21 protein-coding genes are annotated in these 21,841 nt (G+C 72.3%); 6 read left to right on the forward strand and 15 right to left on the reverse strand.

What is annotated here, in order from left to right; translation table 11 throughout:
* Positions 1–9 precede the first annotated feature (9 nt).
* Positions 10–441, forward strand: coding sequence for a cytochrome P450 (locus AB0J46_RS44535; RefSeq protein WP_364341406.1), 432 nt, complete (start codon positions 10–12; stop codon positions 439–441).
* A 19-nt stretch (positions 442–460) separates the two neighbouring features.
* Here AB0J46_RS44535 and AB0J46_RS44540 read toward each other — a convergent pair whose 3' ends face one another.
* From AB0J46_RS44540 to AB0J46_RS44565, 6 genes are all read right to left on the reverse strand, one after another.
* Positions 461–1,318, reverse strand: coding sequence for a fumarylacetoacetate hydrolase family protein (locus AB0J46_RS44540; RefSeq protein ID WP_364341408.1), 858 nt, complete (start codon positions 1,316–1,318; stop codon positions 461–463).
* A 31-nt stretch (positions 1,319–1,349) separates the two neighbouring features.
* Complete coding sequence (locus AB0J46_RS44545; RefSeq protein ID WP_364341410.1) at positions 1,350–2,408, reverse strand: Gfo/Idh/MocA family oxidoreductase; 1,059 nt, start codon at positions 2,406–2,408, stop codon at positions 1,350–1,352.
* Between the two features lie 52 nt (positions 2,409–2,460).
* A complete protein-coding gene (locus AB0J46_RS44550; protein ID WP_357978078.1) occupies positions 2,461–3,291 on the reverse strand; it encodes a carbohydrate ABC transporter permease in 831 nt (276 codons plus the stop codon).
* Between the two features lie 4 nt (positions 3,292–3,295).
* The gene (locus AB0J46_RS44555; RefSeq protein ID WP_364341412.1) at positions 3,296–4,228 is read right to left on the reverse strand and encodes a sugar ABC transporter permease; all 933 of its coding nucleotides are present in this window, start codon (positions 4,226–4,228) and stop codon (positions 3,296–3,298) included.
* 86 nt (positions 4,229–4,314) lie between these two features.
* Positions 4,315–5,199, reverse strand: a complete 885-nt coding sequence (locus AB0J46_RS44560; RefSeq protein WP_364341414.1) for a 3-keto-5-aminohexanoate cleavage protein — start codon at positions 5,197–5,199, stop codon at positions 4,315–4,317.
* A gap of 95 nt (positions 5,200–5,294) precedes the next feature.
* On the reverse strand, positions 5,295–6,668 hold the full coding sequence (locus AB0J46_RS44565; RefSeq protein ID WP_364341416.1) for an extracellular solute-binding protein: 1,374 nt from the start codon (positions 6,666–6,668) through the stop codon (positions 5,295–5,297).
* Between the two features lie 393 nt (positions 6,669–7,061).
* Between AB0J46_RS44565 and AB0J46_RS44570 the strand changes: the two genes are divergently transcribed.
* From AB0J46_RS44570 to AB0J46_RS44585, 4 genes are all read left to right on the forward strand, one after another.
* On the forward strand, positions 7,062–8,102 hold the full coding sequence (locus AB0J46_RS44570) for an alcohol dehydrogenase catalytic domain-containing protein (protein WP_364341418.1): 1,041 nt from the start codon (positions 7,062–7,064) through the stop codon (positions 8,100–8,102).
* A complete protein-coding gene (locus AB0J46_RS44575; RefSeq protein ID WP_364341420.1) occupies positions 8,099–8,956 on the forward strand; it encodes a sugar phosphate isomerase/epimerase family protein in 858 nt (285 codons plus the stop codon). Before AB0J46_RS44570 ends, AB0J46_RS44575 begins: the two co-directional genes overlap by 4 nt.
* Entirely contained in the window at positions 8,953–9,717 is a 765-nt protein-coding gene (locus AB0J46_RS44580) for an IclR family transcriptional regulator (protein ID WP_364341422.1), read from the forward strand. The genes AB0J46_RS44575 and AB0J46_RS44580 overlap by 4 nt, the downstream gene beginning before the upstream one ends.
* A gap of 141 nt (positions 9,718–9,858) precedes the next feature.
* Entirely contained in the window at positions 9,859–11,085 is a 1,227-nt protein-coding gene (locus tag AB0J46_RS44585) for an acyltransferase (RefSeq protein ID WP_364341424.1), read from the forward strand.
* An 88-nt stretch (positions 11,086–11,173) separates the two neighbouring features.
* Here the strand turns inward: AB0J46_RS44585 and AB0J46_RS44590 are convergent, their stop codons facing one another.
* The 7 genes from AB0J46_RS44590 to AB0J46_RS44620 all read right to left on the reverse strand — a co-directional run bounded on the left by AB0J46_RS44590 (position 11,174) and on the right by AB0J46_RS44620 (position 17,553).
* Positions 11,174–12,343 carry a hypothetical protein gene (locus AB0J46_RS44590; protein ID WP_364341426.1) on the reverse strand — a complete coding sequence of 390 codons (1,170 nt, stop codon included), beginning with the start codon at positions 12,341–12,343 and terminating at the stop codon, positions 11,174–11,176.
* Positions 12,340–12,849 (reverse strand): SigE family RNA polymerase sigma factor, encoded by a 510-nt coding sequence (locus AB0J46_RS44595; RefSeq protein WP_364341428.1) that lies wholly within the window; start codon positions 12,847–12,849, stop codon positions 12,340–12,342. The genes AB0J46_RS44590 and AB0J46_RS44595 overlap by 4 nt, the downstream gene beginning before the upstream one ends.
* A gap of 94 nt (positions 12,850–12,943) precedes the next feature.
* Positions 12,944–14,134 (reverse strand): hypothetical protein, encoded by a 1,191-nt coding sequence (locus tag AB0J46_RS44600; RefSeq protein ID WP_364341429.1) that lies wholly within the window; start codon positions 14,132–14,134, stop codon positions 12,944–12,946.
* On the reverse strand, positions 14,131–14,652 hold the full coding sequence (locus AB0J46_RS44605; protein ID WP_364341431.1) for a sigma-70 family RNA polymerase sigma factor: 522 nt from the start codon (positions 14,650–14,652) through the stop codon (positions 14,131–14,133). The genes AB0J46_RS44600 and AB0J46_RS44605 overlap by 4 nt, the downstream gene beginning before the upstream one ends.
* 53 nt (positions 14,653–14,705) lie before the next feature.
* Positions 14,706–15,536: a patatin-like phospholipase family protein gene (locus tag AB0J46_RS44610; RefSeq protein ID WP_364341433.1), complete on the reverse strand. Its 831-nt coding sequence runs from the start codon at positions 15,534–15,536 to the stop codon at positions 14,706–14,708.
* Positions 15,537–15,966: 430 nt separating this feature from the next.
* Positions 15,967–16,509: a GNAT family protein gene (locus tag AB0J46_RS44615; protein ID WP_364341435.1), complete on the reverse strand. Its 543-nt coding sequence runs from the start codon at positions 16,507–16,509 to the stop codon at positions 15,967–15,969.
* A 54-nt stretch (positions 16,510–16,563) separates the two neighbouring features.
* A complete protein-coding gene (locus AB0J46_RS44620) occupies positions 16,564–17,553 on the reverse strand; it encodes a LuxR C-terminal-related transcriptional regulator (RefSeq protein ID WP_364341437.1) in 990 nt (329 codons plus the stop codon).
* A gap of 119 nt (positions 17,554–17,672) precedes the next feature.
* Between AB0J46_RS44620 and AB0J46_RS44625 the strand changes: the two genes are divergently transcribed.
* Positions 17,673–18,797, forward strand: a complete 1,125-nt coding sequence (locus AB0J46_RS44625; protein ID WP_364341439.1) for a hypothetical protein — start codon at positions 17,673–17,675, stop codon at positions 18,795–18,797.
* Positions 18,798–18,857: 60 nt separating this feature from the next.
* Here AB0J46_RS44625 and AB0J46_RS44630 read toward each other — a convergent pair whose 3' ends face one another.
* Complete coding sequence (locus AB0J46_RS44630; RefSeq protein WP_364341441.1) at positions 18,858–19,799, reverse strand: pyridoxal-phosphate dependent enzyme; 942 nt, start codon at positions 19,797–19,799, stop codon at positions 18,858–18,860.
* On the reverse strand, positions 19,796–21,841 hold a 2,046-nt coding region (locus tag AB0J46_RS44635; RefSeq protein ID WP_364341443.1), incomplete at its 5' end, for an MFS transporter. The genes AB0J46_RS44635 and AB0J46_RS44630, both read right to left, overlap by 4 nt.

Genomic DNA, 21,841 nt, shown 5'->3' on the forward strand with positions numbered 1-21,841 from the left:
GTCGGCACGGTGGTCCTGCCCAGCGGCGACACCGTGCCGATGGCCGTCCGGTACGACGACGTGCGGGCCATCCTGTCCTGCCCGCACAGCAGCCGCACCGGCCTGACTGAGCCCGCCGTGGAGGAGATCCTCCGCTTCGACGGGCCGGGCACCAACGGCCTGCTGCGGCGGCTGACCGCCGACGTCGAGCTGCCCTCCGGAGCGGTGCTGCCCGCCGGCACCGTGCTGCTGCCGAACTCGCACGCGGCCAACCACGACCCGGCGGCCTTCACCGACCCCGGACGGTTCGACATCCGCCGCCACGCGCCGGGCGGCACGGCCCGCCCGCACCTGGCCTTCAGCCACGGACCGCACTTCTGCCTGGGCAACCACCTGGCCCGCATGCAGCTGCGGGAGGCGGTGCGGGCACTGGCCGAGCGCGTGCCGGTCCTGACGGCGTAGGCCGGCCTGTGCCGGCCGGTCAGGGGGCGGCCACGACGGACTGCGTCTGGCGGCCCAGGCCGTCGATGCCGAGCTCCATCCGGTCGCCCGGCCGCAGGTAGACAGGCGGGTCGAAGCCCATGCCGACGCCCGCGGGCGTGCCGGTGTTGACCAGGTCGCCGGGTTCGAGCGCCATGAACCGGCTCAGGTAACGCACGACGAAGACGGGGTCGAACAACATGTGGGCCGTCGAGCCGGTCTGACGGCGCCGCCCGTTGACGTCGAGCCACATGCCCAGGCCGGTCGCCTCGCCCAGCTCGTCCGGCGTGACCAGCCAGGGGCCGCACGGGTTGAACGTCGGGGCCGACTTGCCCTTGACCCACTGGCCGCCGTGGCGCAGCTGGAAGTCGCGCTCGCTGACGTCGTTGACCAGCACGTACCCCGCGATCGCGGCGCGCGCCTCCTCGTCGCTCTCCAGGTAGTGGGCCCGGGCACCGATCACGACGCCGAGCTCCACCTCCCAGTCGGTGGCCGAGGAGCCGCGCGGGATGTGCACGTCGTCGTCGGGCCCGACCAGCGTGTTCGGCGCCTTGGTGAACACGATCGGCTCGGCCGGCGGCTCCTGGCCCGACTCGGCGGCGTGGTCGGCGTAGTTGAGGCCGACGCACAGGATCTGGTGCGGACGGGCGATCGGCGCGCCGACGCGTTCACCGGCGAAGCGGCGGGCCGCGCCGGCGGCCACCCGGTCGGCGACGGTTGCGGCGAGCCCGTCCAGGCCCGCGGCGAAGAAGGAGCCGTCGAAGTCGGCGACCACGTCGGACACGTCGATGTAGGTCTCGTCGTCGATCGCGACGACCGGACGTTCGGCGCCGGCGGCGCCGATGCGCATGAGTCTCATGGGGAGGTCCAGATTCTGCTGTGGGGGCGGATCAGAGCTGCGCGCCGGCCGGGACGGTGACGGTCTTCCCGGACTGGATGGACTCGTAGGCGGCCTCGACGACGCGCATGGCGTACACGGTGTCGCCGGAGTCGATCAGCGGCGGGCGTCCCTCCACCAGGGCGCGCACGTAGTCGGTGACCTCGGTGATGACGGACTCGTGGTGCCAGCCGCCGGGGTGCCAGGCGTCGGGGCCGAAGGGCACGCCGGCGACCGCCTCGCCCTGGTAGTCGTGCTGGCCACGGAAGATCTTGACCACCGGGTCGGACATCTGGTCCACCAGGATGCCCCCTTCGGTGCCGTAGAGCTCCAGGCGCTCGCTGTGGGGGACCTCCGACACGGAGGTGAAGCCGCACGAGAAGTGGGCGCCGCTGCGCATGCGGCCGTACACCTCGGCGGTGTCCTCGATCTCGTTGTCGAGCGGGAACACCTTCCTGGAGACGCCGGTCAGCTCCTCGAACTCGCCGAGCAGCCACTTGAGCAGGTAGAACGAGTGCGCGCCGGTGTCCATGACCAGGCCGCCGCCGAGCTTGTACTGGGTCCGCCAGTAACCGGGCATCGACAGGTGGGCCTTCTCGTTGGAGCGCAGGTACGTCCTGGCGTGGATGACCTCGCCGATGGCGCCCTCGCTCAGCAGCCGGTGCACGGCCTGGTAGGCCGCGATGTACCGGCTGTTCTCGGCGACCATGAAGTGCACGCCGGCCTCGGCCGCCCGGCGCTGGATGGCCACCGACTGCTCGTACGTCGGCGCGACGGGCTTCTCCAGGATCAGGTGCTTGCCGGCGTCCAGCACCGCCATGGCGGCGTCGTAGTGCAGGTGGTGGGGGAGGATCAGGTCCACCACGTCGACCCGCGGGTCGTCGATCAGGTCCTGCAGGCCGGTGTAGGTCTTGGCGCCGAACTCGGCGGTGAAGGCCGACGCCGCCCTGGGGTCGACGTCGCAGCCGGCCACGAGGTCGACCACGTCGGACATGCGCTGGTAGGCCGCCGCGTGCGTCTTCGAGATCAGCCCGAGACCCGCGATGCCGACGCCCGGCTTCGACACTGACATGTGATTCTCCTGTACAGGATGTGACGAATGGATGGTTGGTGGGCGCCGGGCCTCAGCCCTTGAGGGAGCCGGCGAGCACGTCGGCGCCGTACCGGCGCTGGAGGAGGTAGTAGACGATCATCACCGGCAGCGCGACCATGATCGCGGCGGCGCAGGTGATCTGGTAGTTGCTGCCGTACTGCAGGCCGACGAAGAAGTTGAGCGCGGCGGGCACCATGCGCAGCTCCGGCTGGGAGATCATCACGACCGCGAGCAGCAGGTTGTTCCAGGTCCAGATGAACAGGATGGTGGCCAGGGCGAAGATCGGCGAGCTGGCCGTGGGCACGACCACCCGCCACAGCGTCTGCCACCGGTTCGACCCGTCCGTCCGCGCCGCCTCCAGCAGCTCGCGGGGGAAGGACTTGAAGAAGGACGTCATCCAGTACGTGCCGAAGGCCATCGAGCCGCCGATGCACGGCAGCATCATCGACCAGTAGGTGTCGATGAGGTCGAAGGCCCTGAACTGGTAGTAGAGCGGGATGACGGTCGCCTCGTACGGCACGATCAGCCCGAGCACGAACAGCGGGAACAGCAGCGACGAGCCGCGGAACCGCATCGTCCCGAACGCGTAGCCGGTCAGGATCGAGAAGAAGACCGACACGCTCACCACCACCCCGGACAGCAGGACGCTGTTCAGCAGCGAGCGCCCGATGCCGGCGTCCGGGTTGTCCCAGGCGCTGACGAAGCTGTCCAGAGACCACCGGCTCGGCCAGGCCAGCCCGCTCACGGACGCGTCCGGCGGGTTGAAGGCGACGAGCGTCGTGGAGATGAAGGGGTAGATCGCGAAGGCCGCGAACAGGAGCAGGACCACGTAGGACATGGTGTTGCTGCGGCGGGAGACCATCGTGTTATTCCGATCTGACGAGCCGGTTGACCAGGCCGACGCCGATGAAGATGACCAGGGTGAGGAGCACGGCGATGGCCGCTCCCGGACCGATCTGCCCGTTGACGAAGACGTCGCGGTACATCATCAGCGACGGCGTGGTGGTGGCGTAGCCGGGGCCGCCCTGCGTCGCCATCAGGGGCAGGTCGAAGATGCGCAGGGACAGGGTGAGGGTCATCACCAGCGACACGCGCAGCTCGTGGCGGATGCCGGGCAGGGTCACGGTGAAGAACTCGCGCACCGGTCCGGCGCCGTCGATGCGCGCGGCCTCGTACAGCTCCTTCGGGATGTGCTGCGTGCCGGACAGCAGCATGACCACGACGAAGCCGAACGTCGCCCACAACGCGACGACGCCCAGGGCCGGCAGCGCCAGGCCGGCGTCGCCGAGGAACGGCCGCACCAGGTCGGAGCCGAAGACGGCCTTGATGATCGCGTTGAGCGAGCCGTCCAGCGAGTAGAGCCAGCGCCAGGCGATCGCGACGACCGCCAGGGCGATCGTGTACGGCAGGAAGAACACGAACCGGAAGAAGCTCAGCCCGCGGATCCTGGTCCGCGCGATGATGCCGACGAGCAGCAGGGCGAGCGTCACCGGCAGCACGCAGCCGAAGACGACGAAGACGAGCGAGACCCGCAACGAGGTCCAGGTGTTCGGATCGGTCAGCACCTGGAGGTAGTTGTCGAGCCCGACCCACGTCTGCGGCGAGAGCCCGTCCCATTCGAGGAACGACAGGCGGACCGTGTCGGCGATGGGCACGAGGACGAACAGCGCGTAGAAGATGAATCCGGGCAGGATGAGCAGGTACGGCATCCCGCGGACCTCGCCCCGCCGGACTCCCCGGCGGGGCCGCCTGCCGGCGGGCGTCGCCGGGCCGGCGTCTGTGGTGACCGTGACGGCCATGGTGCGATCCACTTCCCTACGTGGCGCGCCCGGTGCGGCGCGGTCTCCCGCACCGCACCGGGGCGCCGGCGTGTCCTGACGGATTCCTAGGCGCTCTGGCCGGCGGCCGCGGCCGCCGGCTGGGCCCCGTCCTGCCGCGCGGGCAGGCCGATGATCTCGCGGGCCTCGTCGGGGGTCGCCACCTCGCGGCCCATGAGGTGCGCGATCTTGACGATCTCGTCGACGAGCTCGGCGTTGGAGCGCGACGGCGATCCGTCCGGCAGGTACGGGTTGTCCTCCCAGCCGACCCGTACGTGGCCGCCCAGGCTCATGGCCATGGCCAGCAGGCGCCACTGCATCTTCGGGTTCATCACGCTGACGTTCCAGTTGACCCGCGGCGGCAGGTGCCGGACCAGGTACAGCAGGGAGTCCTCGGTGGGGGGCGTCCAGGCGCCGCCGGGCCAGCCCAGGAACAGGGTCGTCCAGACCGGGTCGTCGAGCAGGCCCTGGTCGCGGATGAACTCCAGGTTCCAGAACGCGCCGGTGTAGAAGGACTCGACCTCGGGCTTGACGCCGTTCTCCTTGGCCGCCTTGCAGAACGCCTCCAGCTCGGGGCGGGTGTGGATGGCGTACTGCTCGTTGGCGGGGTAGGCCGGGTCGGGCCGGAAGTACTCGTCGTGCACGTTGAAGGCGTACGACATCATGTCCGGGCGCAGCTTCATGAGCGCGACCTTCTCCTCCAGCCGGGCGCTGGCGATGCCGAACTGGATGATCGAGTCTCGCTCGGCGCGGATGCGGTCGGTCAGGTCGGCCCAGCCGTCGTAGTCGGTGCGGGAGAGCTGGCGGCCGTCCTCCTGGATCGAGTCCTCCAGGTAGTGCACGCCGTGGTGGTGGACGAGCGACGCGCCGGAGTCGATCGCCCGTACGTACTCACCCGCGACGGCGGGCACGTCGTCGATCCTCGGCATGCCCTTGAAGCCGGGATACGACATGGAACAGTCGACGGTTACGGTGATGACTACCTTGTCCACGAATGGCCTTTCTCACAGGGGGGACGGGATGGGCGCCTCGTGCGCCGCCCGACAGGTCAGGAACGGGTCTTCATGTAGTCGGCCCAGTTCTTCTGGACCGACTCGTTGTACTGCTTGGGCGTGACCTCGCCCGACAGCAGCCGCTGGGCCTCGGCGCCCTGGAAGGTGAGCATGGTCGGGGTGGGCCAGTCCTCCCAGGTGAACAGGCCGTTCTCGGCGGACAGCCGCTCGTAGGCGTCGACCATCTGCTTGAGCAGCGGGTCGTCGATCTTGGCGTTGACGCCCGCCTTGGTCGCCGAGGGACGGCCGGCCGCGATCTGCGCCGCGACGGCCTCGTCGCCGGCGGTCACGTAGTCGATGAACGCCGCCGCGCAGTCGGGGTACTTGGTCTTGGCCGAGATGCTGAAGGGCAGGCTGTAGCCGCCGACGGCCGCGTGCTTGCCGCTGTCGCCGGCCGGGAAGAGCATGAAGCCGGCGTCGTCGCCCAGGGCCTTGCCGACGTCGCCGAGGGCCCAGGAGCCGGTGACGAAGAAGGCGGACTGGCCCTTGCCGAAGCGGCTGGTAGCGTCGGTGAAGCTGGTCGCCAGCGCGTCGGAGTTGAAGTAGCCCTTCTCCATCCAGGTGCGGAAGTCGGTCGAGCCCTTCAGGTGGCCGTCGTCGTCGTAGGTGCTGCCGGGCTTGTTGTAGACCCAGTTGTTGATCGTGTCCGGGGCCACGTACCAGCCGTTGAACAGCGACAGGTTGTGCAGCGCCGGCCACTTCTCCGAGTCGCCGAGCAGGACGGGGGTGACGCCGGCCGCCTTGGCCTTGTCCAGCGCCTGGAGGAAGGCCGCCTTGTCGTCGAGGGTGGCCGGGTCGATGCCCAGCTTGCCCAGGACGGCCTTGTTGTAGAACACGCCGACGTACTGGATGGCGGGCGGGACGGCGACGAGGCTGCCCTCGCCCAGGGCCTTGCCGTCGGAGGTGAACTTGTTGACCGTCAGCGCCGATTCGGGGAACTTCTCGGCCCACCCGAACGCCTTGGCGTACGGGTCCAGGTTCAGCAGCAGGCCCGCCTTCCACAGGGCGCCGTTGATGGCCCAGCCGGAGTTGCCCTGCATGACGTCGGGCGGGTTGTTGCCGGACATCACCAGCTTGATGGTGCTGGCGGAGGAGGCCCAGTCCTTGATCTGCAGGTCGACCGTGACGTTCTTGTTGGCCGCCTGGAAGGACTTCACCTGCTCCTTGAAGCCGTTGGCGATGGCCTCGCCGGCCTCCGACATGCCGACGGTGAGCTTGACGGTGCCGTACTTGGCGCACGACGTGCCCACGTCCGTCGGCGCGGCGGCCGGCTTCGTGGTGATCGAGGAGCCGGCGCAGCCCGTGGCGCCGATGGCGGCGGCGGTGGCGACAGCGGTCAGAGCTCGTGCGGAGCGATGGTGTCGGAGCATCCTGTCCTCCTTGAAATGAGCCATCAAGCCTCCGGGGCGGGGGGTCTCGGAGGGGGTGCGATGGCGGTGACTTCGCGTCCTGAAGTCTCAATCCACAAGGTCGGCGACGAAGAGCACCTGCGGGCGGCCGTTGGGGGGCTCGACCTCTCGCTGTGATCAGCAGCGAGGTGTTGCGTCAGACGAACTGTGTTGCACCAAGGGACGTTAGTGGTGCCCGACGCTATGGCGGACATTCGAGGCATGTCAACCCCCGTGACCCGCATGTTTCCTGGCAATTCACTGCTCAGTGGATTCGAACAATGTGTTGCGTGAGACGTCAAGGGGTTGCATGTCTCGCAACACTTGTGGATGCTGTTGTGCACACCGAACCTGCCCCCCGGAAGAAGGCGACCAGTGGGAGCAACGTCAGCCACGGCCACCATGCAGGCCGCCGTGGCCACCTCGATCCCGAGCGAACGGCTCGACGTCACGCGCGTGCCGCGGCCGGTGCCCGAGACCGATGACGAGGTCGTCCTGCGGGTGCACGCCTGCGGCATCTGCGGCACCGACCTGCACGTCCTGGCCGGGCACTCCTACCGGCCCGAGACGCCCTTCGTGCTCGGCCACGAGCCGGTCGGGGTCGTCGTGGAGGCCGGCGCCGGAGCCCGGGAGTGGCTCGGCCGCCGGGCCACCATCACCCTGTTCACCGGCGAGGGCTCGTGCGCGGCGTGCCGGGCCGGCGACGAGCGGCTGTGCCCGGAGCTGGTGTCGATCACGGGCGTGCTCGGCGCCTGGGGCGGCTACGCCGACCACCTGCGCGTACGGGCGGCCCAGCTCGTCGAGCTGCCGTCCGGGTTGTCGTGGGAGGACGCCGCCTCGCTGGTCGACGGTGGGGCGACCGCCGCCAACAGCGTCCGGGTGGCGCTGGAGCGCGATCCGCGCCGCGTGCTCGTCCTCGGCGCGGGGCCCATCGGTCACCTGTGCGCCGAGCTGCTGCGCGTGCGCGGCGTGCCCGTCCAGGTGGTCGAGCCCGCCCCGCTGCGCCGCCGGGCGCTCCAAGCCGCCGGCCACGACGTCGTCGCCTCGGTCGAGGAGGCCGGCGTGCCCGTCGACGCCGTCATCGACTGCACGGGCGTGCCCGCCGTCATGGCGCCGGGCCTGGACGCGCTGAACCCGCACGGAACGTACCTGCTGGCCGGGTACGCTCGCGTCCCTGACGTGGACTTCGCCGTCGTCGCGCGCAAGGAGGCCCGCATCCGGGGCATCCGGTCGGGCCGCCGCGAGGACCTGGAGTCGATCGTCGCGCTGGCCGCGGCCGGCAGGATCCGGCTCTCACCGACCGCCCGGTGGCGGCTGTCCGAGGTGAACGACGCGCTCGACGCGCTTCGCGCCCGGCAGGTCCCCGGCAAGGCGGTCATCGTCCCTGACAGCGTCTGGAAGGAAGAAGTGGCATGAAGATCGCTCTTGACCCGGCGATGCTCCAGGGCAGACCGGTCGAGCTCGCCGCCCGCGCGGCCGCCGAGGCCGGGTACCGTCATCTGGAGATGGGCAACCGCGACGACTTCATCCCGGCGTTCGGCCCCATGCACGCCTCGGCGGCCGAGCTGCGCGGCTTCCGCGACGCGGCGGACGCCTCCGGCGTCGAGATCGTCTCGGTCGCCGTGATCCAGGCGTGGTCCAGCCCCGACGAGGACGTCCGCAAGCAGGCCGTCGCCTGGTGGCGGGACGGCATCGCCGCCGCCGTGGAGCTCGGCTGCCGGCGGATCAACACCGAGCTGTCCGGCCACCCGGACCAGCCCGACGCCTGCCGCAAGGCGTTCCTGCGCTCGATCGAGGACCTGCTTCCGGTGCTCGAGCGCGAGGACGTCGAGCTCGTCGTCGAGCCGCACCCGTGGGACTTCGTCGAGACCACCGCCGGCGCGGTGGACCTGATCAAGGAGATCGGCAGCCCGCGGCTGCGCTACCTGCACTGCGTGCCGCACGCCTACCACCTCCAGGGCAGCACCGCCGAGCAGGTGGAGCTCGCCCGCGGCTGGTTCGACCACGTGCACGTCGCCGACACCTTCCGGCCCGGCCGCACCATCGTCAACCCGCCGGGCGTCTCCTGCCGGATCCACCAGCACTTCGACCTCGGCCGCGGCGAGATCGACTGGGCCGAGGTGCGCCGGGCGCTGGAGTCGGTCGAGTTCGACGGCATCCTCACCGTGCAGGTCTTCGGCTGGGAGGACCAGGCCGAGAGATCCTTCAGGGCCAACCGCGAAGCGGTTGATCACCTCTTCGGCCTGAACGGCGGACAATCCTTGTCATGACGACGAACCAGAGCCCCGGTACGAACGACGCCTCCGACGGCCGTACCGCCTCTCCCATACAGCGCGCGCTGCGGGCGCTGGAGCTGCTCTCCGCGGAACCGCTCACCGCCGCCGAGCTCGCCCGCGAGCTCGACGTCAACCGCAGCACCGCCCTGCGGCTGCTCGCCGAGCTGGTCGCCACGGGGTACGTGGCCCGCAACGAGGCGACCAAGCGCTACACGATCGTCCCGGCCAAGTTCTACGGGCTCATCCAGGCGCCGGAGACCGACTGGAGCCAGATCATCGACCCGGTGCTGGCCTCGATCCGCGACGAGTGCGGCGACGCGACGATCCTGGCGGTGCCGGCCAAGGACACGATGGTCTACCTCGCCTTCTTCCCCACCCGGCACGTGGTGGCCGTCTCCGAGCAGTTAGGGACGATCCGGCCGATGCACTGCTCGGCGCTGGGGAAGGCCTACCTGTCGGCCCTCGATCCCGAGGCCCTCGACACCCACCTGGCCCGCCTGTCTTACGCGGGCGGCACGGAGAACGCCGCCAGGGGCCCCATCGAGTTGCGGCGCCGGGTGGAGGAGTCACGCGAGGCCCGCTACGCGGTCGACCGGGACGAGACCTTCGACGGCGTCCGGTGCGTCGCGGTGCCGGTGCGGATCCGCGGATCCCTGATCGGCGCGGCCGGCATCTCCGGCCCGTCCAGCCGCCTGTCCGACGCGCGGATCCCGCAGCTCGGGCAGTACCTGGCCGCGTCCATGTCGGGTCTGTGACCCCGGCGGGCGCGGTCAGGCGCGCAACGGCAGCCGCTGCGAGGTGAGTTCCGCCGCGGACGGTGTGGGCATCCGGCTCATGAGCGCCTGATCCTGGATGACCTTAAGGCTGTAAACGATATTTCTCACTACGATGTCCGGATGCTTCGTGCTCCCCTCGCGGTCGAAGGTTCTGCCTCGCCGAAGGCCGGGCGGCTCGCCTGGCTGGACGCGTTACGCGGGCTCGCCGCGATGGTGGTGGTCTTCGAGCACGCGCTCGAACCGCTGTGGCCGGAGGCGCGGGCGCAGATCAAATCCGTCTTCGATCCCGGCTGGTACGGCGTGCTGGTGTTCTTCCTGGTCAGCGGGTACATCGTGCCCGCGTCGCTGGAACGCCGGGGCAGTGTGCGGGCCTTCTGGATCTCGCGGTTCTTCCGGTTGTGGCCGCTGTTCGCCGTGTGCGTGGCCGGCATGCTGCTGCTCGCCGCGCTCGGCTGGGACGACCTGCACGTCTGGTGGGACACCCGGCCGCTGGCCATGGCCCTGGCGCACGCCGGCATGCTGCAGAACCTGCTGTACGCGCCGAACGTGGCCAACGTCCTGTGGACGCTGTCCTACGAGATGGCCTTCTACCTCCTGCTGACCGCGATGTTCACCCTCGGCGTGCACCGGCGCAGCGCGGCGGCCGCGCTCGGGTTCGCGGCGGCCGCCGTGCTCGGCGCCGGGGTGCTGCCGGTGACGCTGCTGTCGGCGGGCGGCGCGGGCCGGATGCTCACGGTCGTGGTCGTGGTGACCGCCGTGCTGGCCGCCGGACTGGCGGCCATCCTGCGCGGCGGCAGGCGCGTCCGGCAGGCGGGCGCCGTGGCCGTCGCGGGCACGGTCCTGCTGCTGCTGGCGGTCAACCAGAGCTACCCCGGGCCCTGGCAGGGGCTGTTCATCCTGGCGACCATGTTCACCGGCACCGTGCTCCACCGCGTCGAGGCCGGACTGCTCGATCACCGGCACCTCCGCTGGGTGGCGCTGATCCCGCTGGCGGGGATGTGGCCGGCGCGCGCCGAGCTGGGGACGCAGATGGCGACCGTGGCGGCCTGGCTGACCTTCGCCGTCGCGATGACGCTGCGCCGCCGCGCGATGCCGTCGTGGCTGACCTGGCTGGGGCTGGTGTCGTACTCGATCTACCTGCTGCACCCGCTGCTGCTGGAGAGCGTCGAGTTCTTCCTGCCGGAGCCGTCGGACGTGCCGCTCGCGGCGCGGCTGACGCTCCTGGCCGCGGTGTGCGCGGCGCTGCTCGGTCTGTGCGCGCTGACGTGGCGGTGGGTGGAGGCGCCGGCGCAGCGGCTGGGCAGACGCCTGATCCGCCGGGCCGAGCCCGCCCCTCAGCAGCGGTAGTGCTGGACGGCGGTGCCCTTGCGGGACAGTGACGTGCTACCCGAGCCCCGTGCCGGAGACGGCGCGGGGCTCGGGGCGTGCGCCGGAGCTAGTTCCGGCGCGTGAGCACCCACTGCCAGGTCTCCTCGCCGCCGCGGTCGCGGCTGCCGGTGAGCTGGATCATCCGCTGGCCGTCGGCGCTCGCCAGCGCCAGGCCGTTGTCGAACTCGTTCTTGCACGCGCCCGCGCAGCCCAGCACCACCACATTCTCGTTGTCGGCCCAGGCCAGGTGCTGCAGCACCAGCTGCCGGCCGGGCACCGATGGCGGCAGGTCGCGGTCCAGCGCCAGCCTGCCGTCGGGCGAGACCTTCGACCAGCCCGAGTAGTCGATGTACCGGTCGCCGGCCGGTGCGTCCCGGCGGGCGCCGTCGAGGCCGAGCCACAACCTGTCGGGCATGGTGTCGGTGGGCTCCCAGAGCATGGACCCGTCCAGGCTCCAGCCGAGGTCCTGGCGCGCGTTCATGTTCCCGGGGCTGCCGTCGCGGTCCAGCGACGGCAGCGGGTGGTAGGCGGCCCGGCCGGTGGCGACGTCGATGACGTAGAAGCCGATCCGGGGCTGGACGAACTCCTCGACGGTGTAGGAATTCTTGCTCATCTGCTTCCGGCTCTGCTCCGGATACTGCGAGTACGCCGTGGCCAGCACCTTGGTGCCGTCCGGCGACCAGACCAGCGAGCCGACGTCGTGCTCCAGGTCGATCCAGGCCAGGGCCTGCCGGGTGTTCATGTCGACGATCCCCACCCGCCTGCCGATCCGCTCGCCCTGGAGCACCGCCGCGAGCTGGAGCCCCGGCGCCACGTCCAGCCAGGCCCACGGCGTCTTCTCATAGCCGTCGGAGCGGGGGTCGTACAGGTGCCAGGTGCGCCGCACGCGCTCGCCGCCGGGCGTCTTCTCCAGCCAGGTGGTGAAGTAGGCGGAGACGGCCACGTCCCCCGCCGCCACGAACGTCTTCGGCGGCGCGTTCTCGACGTCGGCCCGCACGTCCGTGGACGTCACCGACGGACGCACGGGCACGGTGACGCCGTTCGCCGGGCGCACGGTCGTGCTCCGGCCGTGCAGCCCGACGGCCAGCACCGCTACGACGACGGCCATCCCGGCGGCCAGCACCACCGCCATGACCGGCGGCCGGGCACGCCGCCGTAGCGCCCGGTCGGCCAGGTCGTGCGGCAGCCGCACCTCGTCGGCCCACTCCTCCATGGTGTCGCGAAGCAGCCGGTTCATGTGGTGACCTCCAGTTCCGCAGCCAGTTCCGGGGCGATCTGCCGCAGCCGGGCGAGCGACCGGAACGTGGTGCTCCGCACCGTGCCGACCGAGCAGGACAGCATGGCGGCGATCCGGTCCTCCGGCAGGTCCTCGAAGTAGCGCAGCACCAGCACGGCACGCTGCCTCGGGGTGAGCCGGGCCAGGGCGGCGCGCAGCACCATGCGCAGGTCGCTCTGGTGCGTGCCGTCGGCCCCCGGCCGGTCGGGCGGCTCGGCCTGGACCACCTCGCCGCGCCGCCCGATCGCGCGCCACCAGTTCACCTGCTGCCGGTACATGATCTGCCGGACGTACGCCTCGGGGGCGTCCACCTGCCGCCACCGGGCCGCCAGCTTGGCCAGCGCGGCCTGCACGAGATCCTCGGCCGCGTGCTGGTCGCCGCCGCTGAGCATGAACCCGAGCCGCATCAGGGCAGGCGAGCGCGCAGAGACGAACTCGCGGAAGCCTTGCTCGTCCGCAGGGTCCACGACCACCTCCAAACGTGTGAATGACACCCCTGAGACGCGCGCGGGGCACTCCCGCTATGCCTGTCCGGCCGGACGATTCTGGGGCGGCCGTCGGTCAGCGGCCGGCCGCCTTCAGGTCGATCACCACCTGGGTGCCCTGCGCCGTCCGGAACCGGACCATGTCGTCGTGGAAGTACAGCGTGGGCGGGGCCTTGTCGCCCCTGCGCGTCGGCACGGGGAAGAGCCGGCCGGTGCGCCTGGTGGCGACGTCATGCAGGGCCAGGGCGCGGTCGCCGGCGTCCCCCTGGTTGACCAGGACGAAGCGGCCGGACATGAGCGTTCCCATGGCGTTCGCGGGCAGGTCGCGGCGGTCCGTCCCATCGCGCCGCCAGGCCGTCGTCCTGTCGAGGCACCACACCAGGCCGCAGTCGGCCCACGACGAACGCTTCTTGGCCGGGACCGCGTTCCTGGACCGGCCGGTGAGCACGTTCTTCAGGTGTTCCAGGGGCCGGGCGACGGGGTGGTCGACCGTCGGGTCGTGCACCGGCCATCCGGCCCAGGGCCACTCGACCAGGTAGAAGCCCTTCGTCCCGCTGACCAGGGAGACGTTCCCGCCCTTGAGCGGGGCCCGGTAGACGCCGCCGTCGGCGGGCGACCACACGGCCATGCCGCCGGCGATGGCCAGCTTCTTGAGCCCGGTGTAGGCGTTGTCGCTGGACAGCACGGCCCGCAGCGCCGCGATCCGCTGCGGGACGCCCCCGGTGACGGGCACCGCCCAGATCTCCGACCGGTCGTCCCGGAACGCCGACCACGCCAGGTAGCCGTCGCCGAAGACCAGCGGCTCGTTCGTGACCTTGACGTCCCGCAACTGCGTGACCTGGGTGAACGCGCGCTTGTCGAGGTCGTACGACCAGATGCCGTCGAGCCGGTTCCCGGTGAGCCCCCGGCCGGCCACCACCCGGTCGGAGACGAACACGTCCGGCACGAAGACCCGGCCGCCGGGCCCCGTCGCCGGGATCTCGTGCACCGCGCCCGGCCACACCTGCTCGACCGGCGGCGACAGGCGCCCGGCGGCCGCCGCCGGGGCCGCGGCGGGCGGCGGGGCGGAGCCGATCGTCCGGGTCCCCATGACGGTGACGCCCACCACGGCGGCGGTCGCGGTCGCCACCGCCACCGGCGCCCACCACCATCGGGCCGCCGTCGCCCTCCGGCGCGGCGGCGGCGCGACCCGCGGCCGCCCGTCGTCCTGAACCGTCTCGGCCCTGGCCGCCATGGCGTCCCTGAGCCGGTCCTCGATCGTGGTCATGCCCGGCCTCCCAGCTCGCGCTCAAGCCGCTCCAGAGCTCTGGAGGCGGTGGACCGTACCGTGCTCTGCCGCAGGCGCGTCGCCTCGGCGATGTCGGCGTCGGACAGGTCGAGGTAGTAACGCAGGACGAGAACCTCGCGCTGCCGCCGGGGCAACCGGCCGAGCGCCGTCAGCATCTCCTGCCGCGACTCGCCCAGCAGCGCGATCGTCTCGGCCGAGTCCACCGGGTCGTCCCGCCGCCGCAGGATCGCCCTGGCGGCGACACTGCGCCTGCGCAGCAGCGAGCGCGAGGCGTTCAGCACGCAGACCCGCACGTACGCCAGGGTGAGGGCGGCCGGGCTCCTGCCGTGCAACCTGGAGAAGACGTCCTGGACGACGTCCTCCGCGCTCTCCCGGTCGCCCACGAGCAGCAGGGCCAGGCGGACGAGGGCGAGCCGGTGCTCCCGGTACAGGCCGGCCACCGCGTCGGCGGCGTCGGCCGGCGGCGGGGAAGCGCGGGCGACGATATCGACATTCATGCACAGGGAACGCGCACCTGCACCGATCCGCTGCGTGCCGGGCACGCCTCAGTTCAGGCCGGGGCGGGGCGGCCCGGCAGGTACGGCCCGACCAGCTCGGCGAGCCCGGCGGACTGGCGGCGTCCCTCCAGGTACACCCGCCCCCACCGGCTCCGGTCGCCGAGGTCCGGCCCGAACGCCTCCAGCGCCGCCTGGTCGGGCAGGATCCGCACGCCCCGCTCGACCGCCGGGCCCGGGAACAGGTGCCCGAGCGGCTCGACGAGGACGGTCGCGCCCGCGCCCGCGGCGAGGTGCACGTTGGACCCGCCGCCGAGCGCGCCGTCCATGTACCGGCGTGCGCCGACGGTGATCGGGACGGCGTGGCCGGGGGCGGCGCTGCTGGCGGCGACGGCGGCGTGCAGCGGGACGCCGCTGTCGCCGCTCCAGACCACCGGCTCGCCGCTGACGGCGTCCACGGCGGTGATCAGCAGCGGGCGGCCGGGCCAGGAGCCGGTGCCGACGAGCCGGCGCATGGCGGTCAGATGGTCCTCCTCCGGCAGCGCGTCCGCCTCCAGGGCGAGCGCGCCGGCCTGGCGCAGCGCCTCGCGCGGGTCGGCGCCGGGCGCGTTGAGGATCTGCAGGACGCGCGGCATCACGGTCGGGTCCCCGGCCCGCCGGTCCGGGGCCGCGGGCGGCAGGTCGGCGAGCTCGTCCAGGTCGCGTCCGGAGGTCAGGGCGGCGGCGGCGATCGCGCCCGCCGAGGTGCCGACGAGCAGATCGGCGTCCGCGAGCTCCACGCCCGCCGCGCGCAGGCCCGCCGCCAGGCCGAGCAGCCAGGCCGTGCCCACCGGACCGCCCGGCCCCAGGACGACGGCGACGTCGGCGGTGCTCGCTGTGAAGATCATGCCCCGATGCTACAAGGCGGCGTCCGGCGTCGGCCGTGCCGATTGTCCGGACCGGTGCGGGGGGCTGCCGGACAATCGCCCGGTCACCGAGACTGGGACCCCGCCGACGCTGTGACCTGCGTCTTCCCGCTCAGGCCGGAACAGGGTGACGGGCGGCGGCCCCGGGTTGTGCACTGGATACCGTGCCCGGCCGGAGAACACGCATCGGACTGACGAGAGGTGACGGCATGACCAAGACGACACTCGGACTGGCCTCGATCGGCCTGCTGGCCGCGACCGGACTCGCCCTGGCCGCCGCGAACGACGACTACTACCCCGGCGCGGGCGGGTGAGTGCCGGGCCGGTCTTGCGGTCTGGGCCTTGAGCGAGGCCAGGCCCGCGCGGCCACGGGGGCCGCGGGCCTGGTGGGCGGGGGCATGAGCGGCCCCGCCTAGCTCCGCGAGGCCGGCTTCCACTCCTGGACCAGGAGCCCGAGCAGCACCTGGTCCAGGAACTCGCCCATCACCCACGCGGAGGAGCGCAGCACGCCCTCGCGCACGAAGCCGTTGCGCTCGGCCGCGCGCAACATCGCGACGTTGTCGGCCAGCGTCTCGATCTGCAGCCGCTGCAGGCCGCGCAGGACGAAGCCGTAGTGGCACAGCACCGCGACCACGTCGGCGCCGTAACCCCTGCCGCGGCAGGACGGCAGCAGCCCCAGCCCGATGTGCGCGGACCGGTGGTGGGTGTCGATGCCCCACAGCGTCGCCGCGCCGACGAGCGCGCCGCCGTCGAGGTCCACCACGGAGAACGGGACGACCGCCTCCACGGTGTCGTCCACCACGAGCCGCGAGTCCTCCGTGCCGGGCGTGACCGGCCGCCACGGACGGTTTCCGGCCCGCGAGGAGTAGACCGGGTCGTCGTAGAGCTCGGCCCGCAGGATCGGGATGTCGTCCTCGTGGCGGGCCCGGAGCCCGACCTTGCCGCCCTTCAGCACCCGAGATTCCTATCCGGCCGAAGTGGGTGGCCGCAAACGATTTTGCGCGGGCGGTCAGGCGTCCGGGTCGCACCAGCCGCGGCGCGCCGCCAGCAGGCCGGCCTGGAAGCGGGTGCGGGCGCCGAGCCGGTCCATCAGCTCGCTGACCCTGCGGTGCACCGTGCGCAGGCTCACCCCGAGCTGACGGGCGACCGCCTCGTCCTTGAGCCCGGCCGCGAGCAGCGTGAACAGCTCGGGGTCCGGCAGGTCCGCCGGGCGGGAGCGCGCGTCGTAGAGCGGCAGCGGCAGCGCCGTCCGCCACAGGACCTCGAACAGGGTGACCAGCGCGTCGAGCAGCGACGAGGAGTGCACGATGACCGCGCTGCCGGAGTGGGCCGAGGCGTCGGCGTTCAGCGGCAGGATGGCGGTCCTGCGGTCGGCGATGGCCAGCTTCATGGGCACCTCGGGGCTGACCCTGGCCTGCTCCCCGGCCGCCGCCGACTCCTGGGCGAGACGGAGCTTGCCGGGGATCTCCAGGGCCGAGGCGTCGTAGATGCCGCGCACCACGAGGCCGTGCGCGAGGCGTTCCATCTCGGGGGCGTTCTGCTGGGACGGGTCCTGGGCGTACGGGGGCCGGTCGAGGACCAGGAGCTCCTCGGTCGCGGTCTGCTGCAACTGGGTGAACCGCTGCACCACGGCCGCCTGCCCCTGGACGACCTCGACCAGCTCCTCGGGGGCCAGGTTCTCCGTCCGCGGCGTCTCGGCCAGCAGCGCGAGCGCGGCCAGCCTGGCCTGGGCCAGCCCCTCCTCGCGGCGGGAGATGAGGGCGGCCACCGCCACGTCGGGCCTGGTCGGCACGTACCGGACCGGGCGGCCGGCCATGCGGCTGACCAGGCCGAGCGCCTCCAGCCGGGAGCACGCCCGGCGCAGGGCCACGGTGGTGCGGCCGGTGTGCGCGGCCAGCTCGGGCAGCGTGGTGCGCGGCCGGCGCAGCAGGGTGCGGTAGATCTGCTCGTCCTCGGCGTCCACGCCGACGGCGGCGAGGGCGTTGTCGTCCGCGTTCATGATCGAACAGTTTGACAGATACCTGCCATGGCGTGAACCAGCCGCGGGCAGACCTAGCCTGAGCATCGCATTCACCGATAGGAACGAACGCGTACCAGATTCCTGTCGGGGAGGCAGTGTTGAAGAAGGCGTTCACCATCGGACTCGCGACCGCGCTGACGGTCTTGTCCGCCGCCACGCCCGCCATGGCGAGGACCTCCAGTGAGGGTTTCGACGGCTCGGGCTGGAGCCGGCCGGTCTGCCAGACGGTCGCCGGTGACGGCTCAGTGACGTACGCGTGGAACGACGGCAAGAAGATCGCGTCCACCAGCGAGGTGCTCGGCCCGATCGTCTACACCACCGGGCTGGTCGCGCTGGACCGCCCGAACCAGTTGCTGGCCATGTCCAACAGGCGGTTGCTGGCCTCCAAGGACGCGGGTTGCACCTGGAACGTGGCCGGCGAGGTCAAGGGCTCCTTCGTCGAGCTGGTCGCAGCCCAGGGCGGCCGGGCCTACGCCTGGGACCGCGACGGCAACCTGGCGCTCGCCACGCCCGAGGGCGTCACGCCGCTCACCGGGCCGGGCGGCGACCTGATCGGGATCGGCGTGGACCGGGGCGACGGCGACCGCCTGCGGGCGTCCGACCTGCAGGGCCAGCTGCACGAGTCGCGGGACGGCGGGCGCACCTGGCAGCCCGTCGGGGTGCCGGCCTGGTCACCGAGCGACACCCGCATGTCCTACACGGCGGTGTTCGACCCGCACGACCTGGACCACGTGGTGCTCGGCGCCTCCGACACCGGCGCCCGCGTCACCTTCGACGGCGGCCGCACCTGGACCTCGGCCGCGGGGCTGGCCGGGGACGGCGACCGGGTCAACGTGTTCAGCGCCGCGATCTCCCCGGCCGCCGGGAACGTCGTGTGGGCGATGGGGCTCAACCTGGCGGAGCTGGAGGCCGGCGTGCCGTCCGGCGGCCGGCACATCTACCGCTCGGACGACGGCGGCCGCAACTTCACCCCCGCCGTGGACCAGGACGCGGTGGTGACGATCCCCAACGGGCCGCTGCTCGCCCCGCACCCCAAGGACGCGGACGTCCTCTACTTCGACTTCGGGACCGGCTGGTCGGCGATCGGCACGGACATCTACAAGTACGAGTCCCGCAAGGACCGCGTCACCGTCAACCACAACGCCTACGACCGGGTCACCTCCATCGCCTTCAACCCCGCGCACCCGAGCGTGATGTACCTGGGGGTCTCCGAAGAGGCGTAGCGGCCGTCCCCGCCCCTCGCGTCCCATGGTGGTTCCGCGCCATGGGACGCGAGGGCGGCGTCACTCCGCCTGCCGGGCCGCCGGCTGGAGGGCGGGCGCCACGTTGCCGCCGGAGACGATCGCCACCACCGGCCCGTCGGGCAGAAGTGCCTGATGGGCCAGGTAGGCGGCGGTGGTCACGGCCCCGCTGGGCTCGGCGCGCTCGCCCAGCCGGTCCCACAGCAGGTCGGCGGCGGCGTCGATGTCGTCCTCGCGGACGGTCAGCATGTCGTCCACGTGCCGCCGGATGTGCTCCCAGGCCAGCTCGCCGAGGACGGGGCCGCGCAACCCGTCGGCCCGGGTGCGGTAGGTCAGCTCCACCGGCCAGGCCGTCCGGCTGCCGCTGCGGAAGCTGGCCGCGCCGTCGGCGGCGAGCTCGGGCTCGACGCCGATCACGGTGATCGCGGGGTCGGCGGCCTTGGCCGCCACCGCGACGCCGGCCAGCAGACCGCCGTTGCAGACGGGCACCAGGATCGTGCCCGCCTCCGGAAGGTCCAGGACGATCTCCGCCCCGGCGCTGCCGTGCCCGGCGATCACGTCGAAGTCGTCGGAGCGCACGACGGTCGCCCCGAGATGGTCGGCCAGCGCCAGGCAGGTGATCTCGCGCAGCGCCGGCGGCACGATGACCACCTCGGCGCCGAGCCCGCGGGCCGCCTCCACCTTGAGCTCCGGCGCGGTGTCGGGCAGGACGACGGTGGCCCGCAGGCCGTGCCGGGCGGCGGCGTAGGCGATGGCCTGGGCGTGGTTGCCCGAGGACTGGGCCACGACGTGCGTGATGCCCCGACCGGCCAGCCGGGCCACCGCGTTCGCGGCGCCGCGCACCTTGAACGAGGCGGTGGGCTGCCGGTTCTCCGGCTTGAGCCACAGGCGTTCGCCGGGCAGCCGCAGCAGCGGCGTGCGCCGGACGAACGGCGCGATGCGGGCCGCGGCGGCCCGCACGTCGGACGCGGATACCAAGATCATCCGTTCAGCACCTTCTCCTGGATCGCGTTCAGATCGACGGCGGCCTCCGAGGGCGGCGCCGCGTCGGGGATGAGGTCCTCGATGTGGTGCAGCGGCCGGTGACGCAGCCCGAGCAGGCCCCAGATCACCAGCAGGACGCCGCTGGCCAGCAGCACCGCCGCGGCGCCGCCGCCCGGCCGGGAGGTCAGCGGCTCCGCCCATTCGGCCAGCGGCCCGGCCGACAGGAAGCCCAGCGGCTGCATGGCCGTGGCGAGCATGACGTTCACCGCCAGAACCCGGCCCTGCAGGTCCGGGCCCACCTTCGTCTGGATGACCGACAACCAGTGCGCGTTGCCGATGCTCATGCAGGCCAGCCGGACGAACAGGCCCACCGCGACCAGCCCCACGACCGGCCACGCGCCCATCAGGACGACACCGACCCCGGAGCCGATCACGAAGGCGATCATGCCGGTCGCCCGGCGTCGGCTGCCGCCCCACACCAGGATCACGCCCGTGCCCACCGCCACGCCGAGACCTCCGGCGGCCGTCACCACGCCCAGGTCGGCCGAGCTGCCGATGGACAGCACGATCGGGGTGATGAGCACCCACATCAGCGCGGTGCAGAAGTTGACCACGGCGAAGAAGACCGCCATCACCAGCAGCGGCCGCCGCCGGCGGATGAAGCGCCATCCGCCGCTCAGCGCCGCCCGGAAGCTCTCCTCCCGCCGGTGGAACAGCCGGTTCGGGAACCTGACCGCGAGCAGCGTGCCCACGCCGATCGCGAAGGTGGCCACGTCGATGGAGATCACGGCCGACAGCCCGAACAGGCCGATCAGCGCGCCGCCCGCGAGCGGGGCCACCACGTTGCCCGCGCCGAACCCCAGGTTGGCCATGGCGTTGGCCTGCGGCAGGTACGGCTTGGGCACCAGCTGCGCGATCGCCGCCAGGTAGGCGGGCTGATGGAACGCCGTGACCATCGAGGTGACGGCGACGATGAGACAGACGTTCCACAACTCCAGCCGGCCGGTCGCCATCAGCAGCACCAGCGCCCCCATCGCCAGTCCTGACAGGGCGTCGCAGGCGAGCATGATCCGCCGCCGGTCCACCCGGTCGGCCAGCGCGCCGCCCAGCGGGGTGAGCAGCACGGCCGGGATCTGCGCCAGCATCGTGACCAGCGCGAGGTCAAGGATCTCGCCGCTGCGCTGGTAGGCCCAGATGCCCAGCGCGAAGGCGCTGAGCGCGTTGCCCACCGCCGACGCGAACTGCCCGCCGGCGACGGTGTAGAAGGAGCGCAGGCCGGTCCGGTCAGGCGGGCGCACGGGATCCGGGAGTTCCCCGTCCGACCAGCGCCGTAGCTGGCCGAACACCAGGGCGGCCAGCGGCTCGGCCTGATGGCGCAGGAAGTAGTGACCGGCCCTGGGCAGCACGGCGTGCCCCACCCTCGACGCGAAGGCGCCCCATTCGGCGTGGCGCTCCTCGTGCAACTGGGTGGCCCGGTCCCGCTCGCCCACCAGGCACAGGATCGGCGCGGCCAGCCGCGGGCCGTCGGCGGCCAGCTCCCGGGTGAACCACTCCTGCGCCTGCGTGGAGTCGTGGCGCATGGCGCGCACCGCGGTCGCCTTGGCGGCCTCGTCCATGTCGTCGAGCAGGCCGCCCGACGCCCGCAGCGCGTCGCGGAACAGCCGGTCGGAGACCAGGCGGTCGCTGCGGAACAGCTTCCTGGCCAGGCCGGGCAGCCGGGCGGACGGGAGACTGCCCGCCGCGATCACGCCCAGCACCGGCACGCCGTCGGCCTCCAGCCTGCGGGCCAGCGCGACGGCCGGCGCGGAGCCGACGCAGTGCCCGTACACGGCCACCGGACGGCTGATCGAGGACTTCGCCACTTCGGCGGACAACGCCTCGACGAGCTCCTCCAGGGGCAGCGGCAGCTCGTCGGGGCGGGCGGGGTCGTGGCCGGGCAGCTCGACCGAGAGCACCTCGACCCGGTCGCCCAGCGCCTGGGCCAGCGGCTGGTAGACCGCCGCGGACCCGCCGCCGTACGGCACGCAGAGCAGGGTGAACTC

The sequence above is a fragment of the Nonomuraea sp. NPDC049758 genome (assembly GCF_040674635.1).
Classification (GTDB): Bacteria; Actinomycetota; Actinomycetes; order Streptosporangiales; family Streptosporangiaceae; genus Nonomuraea.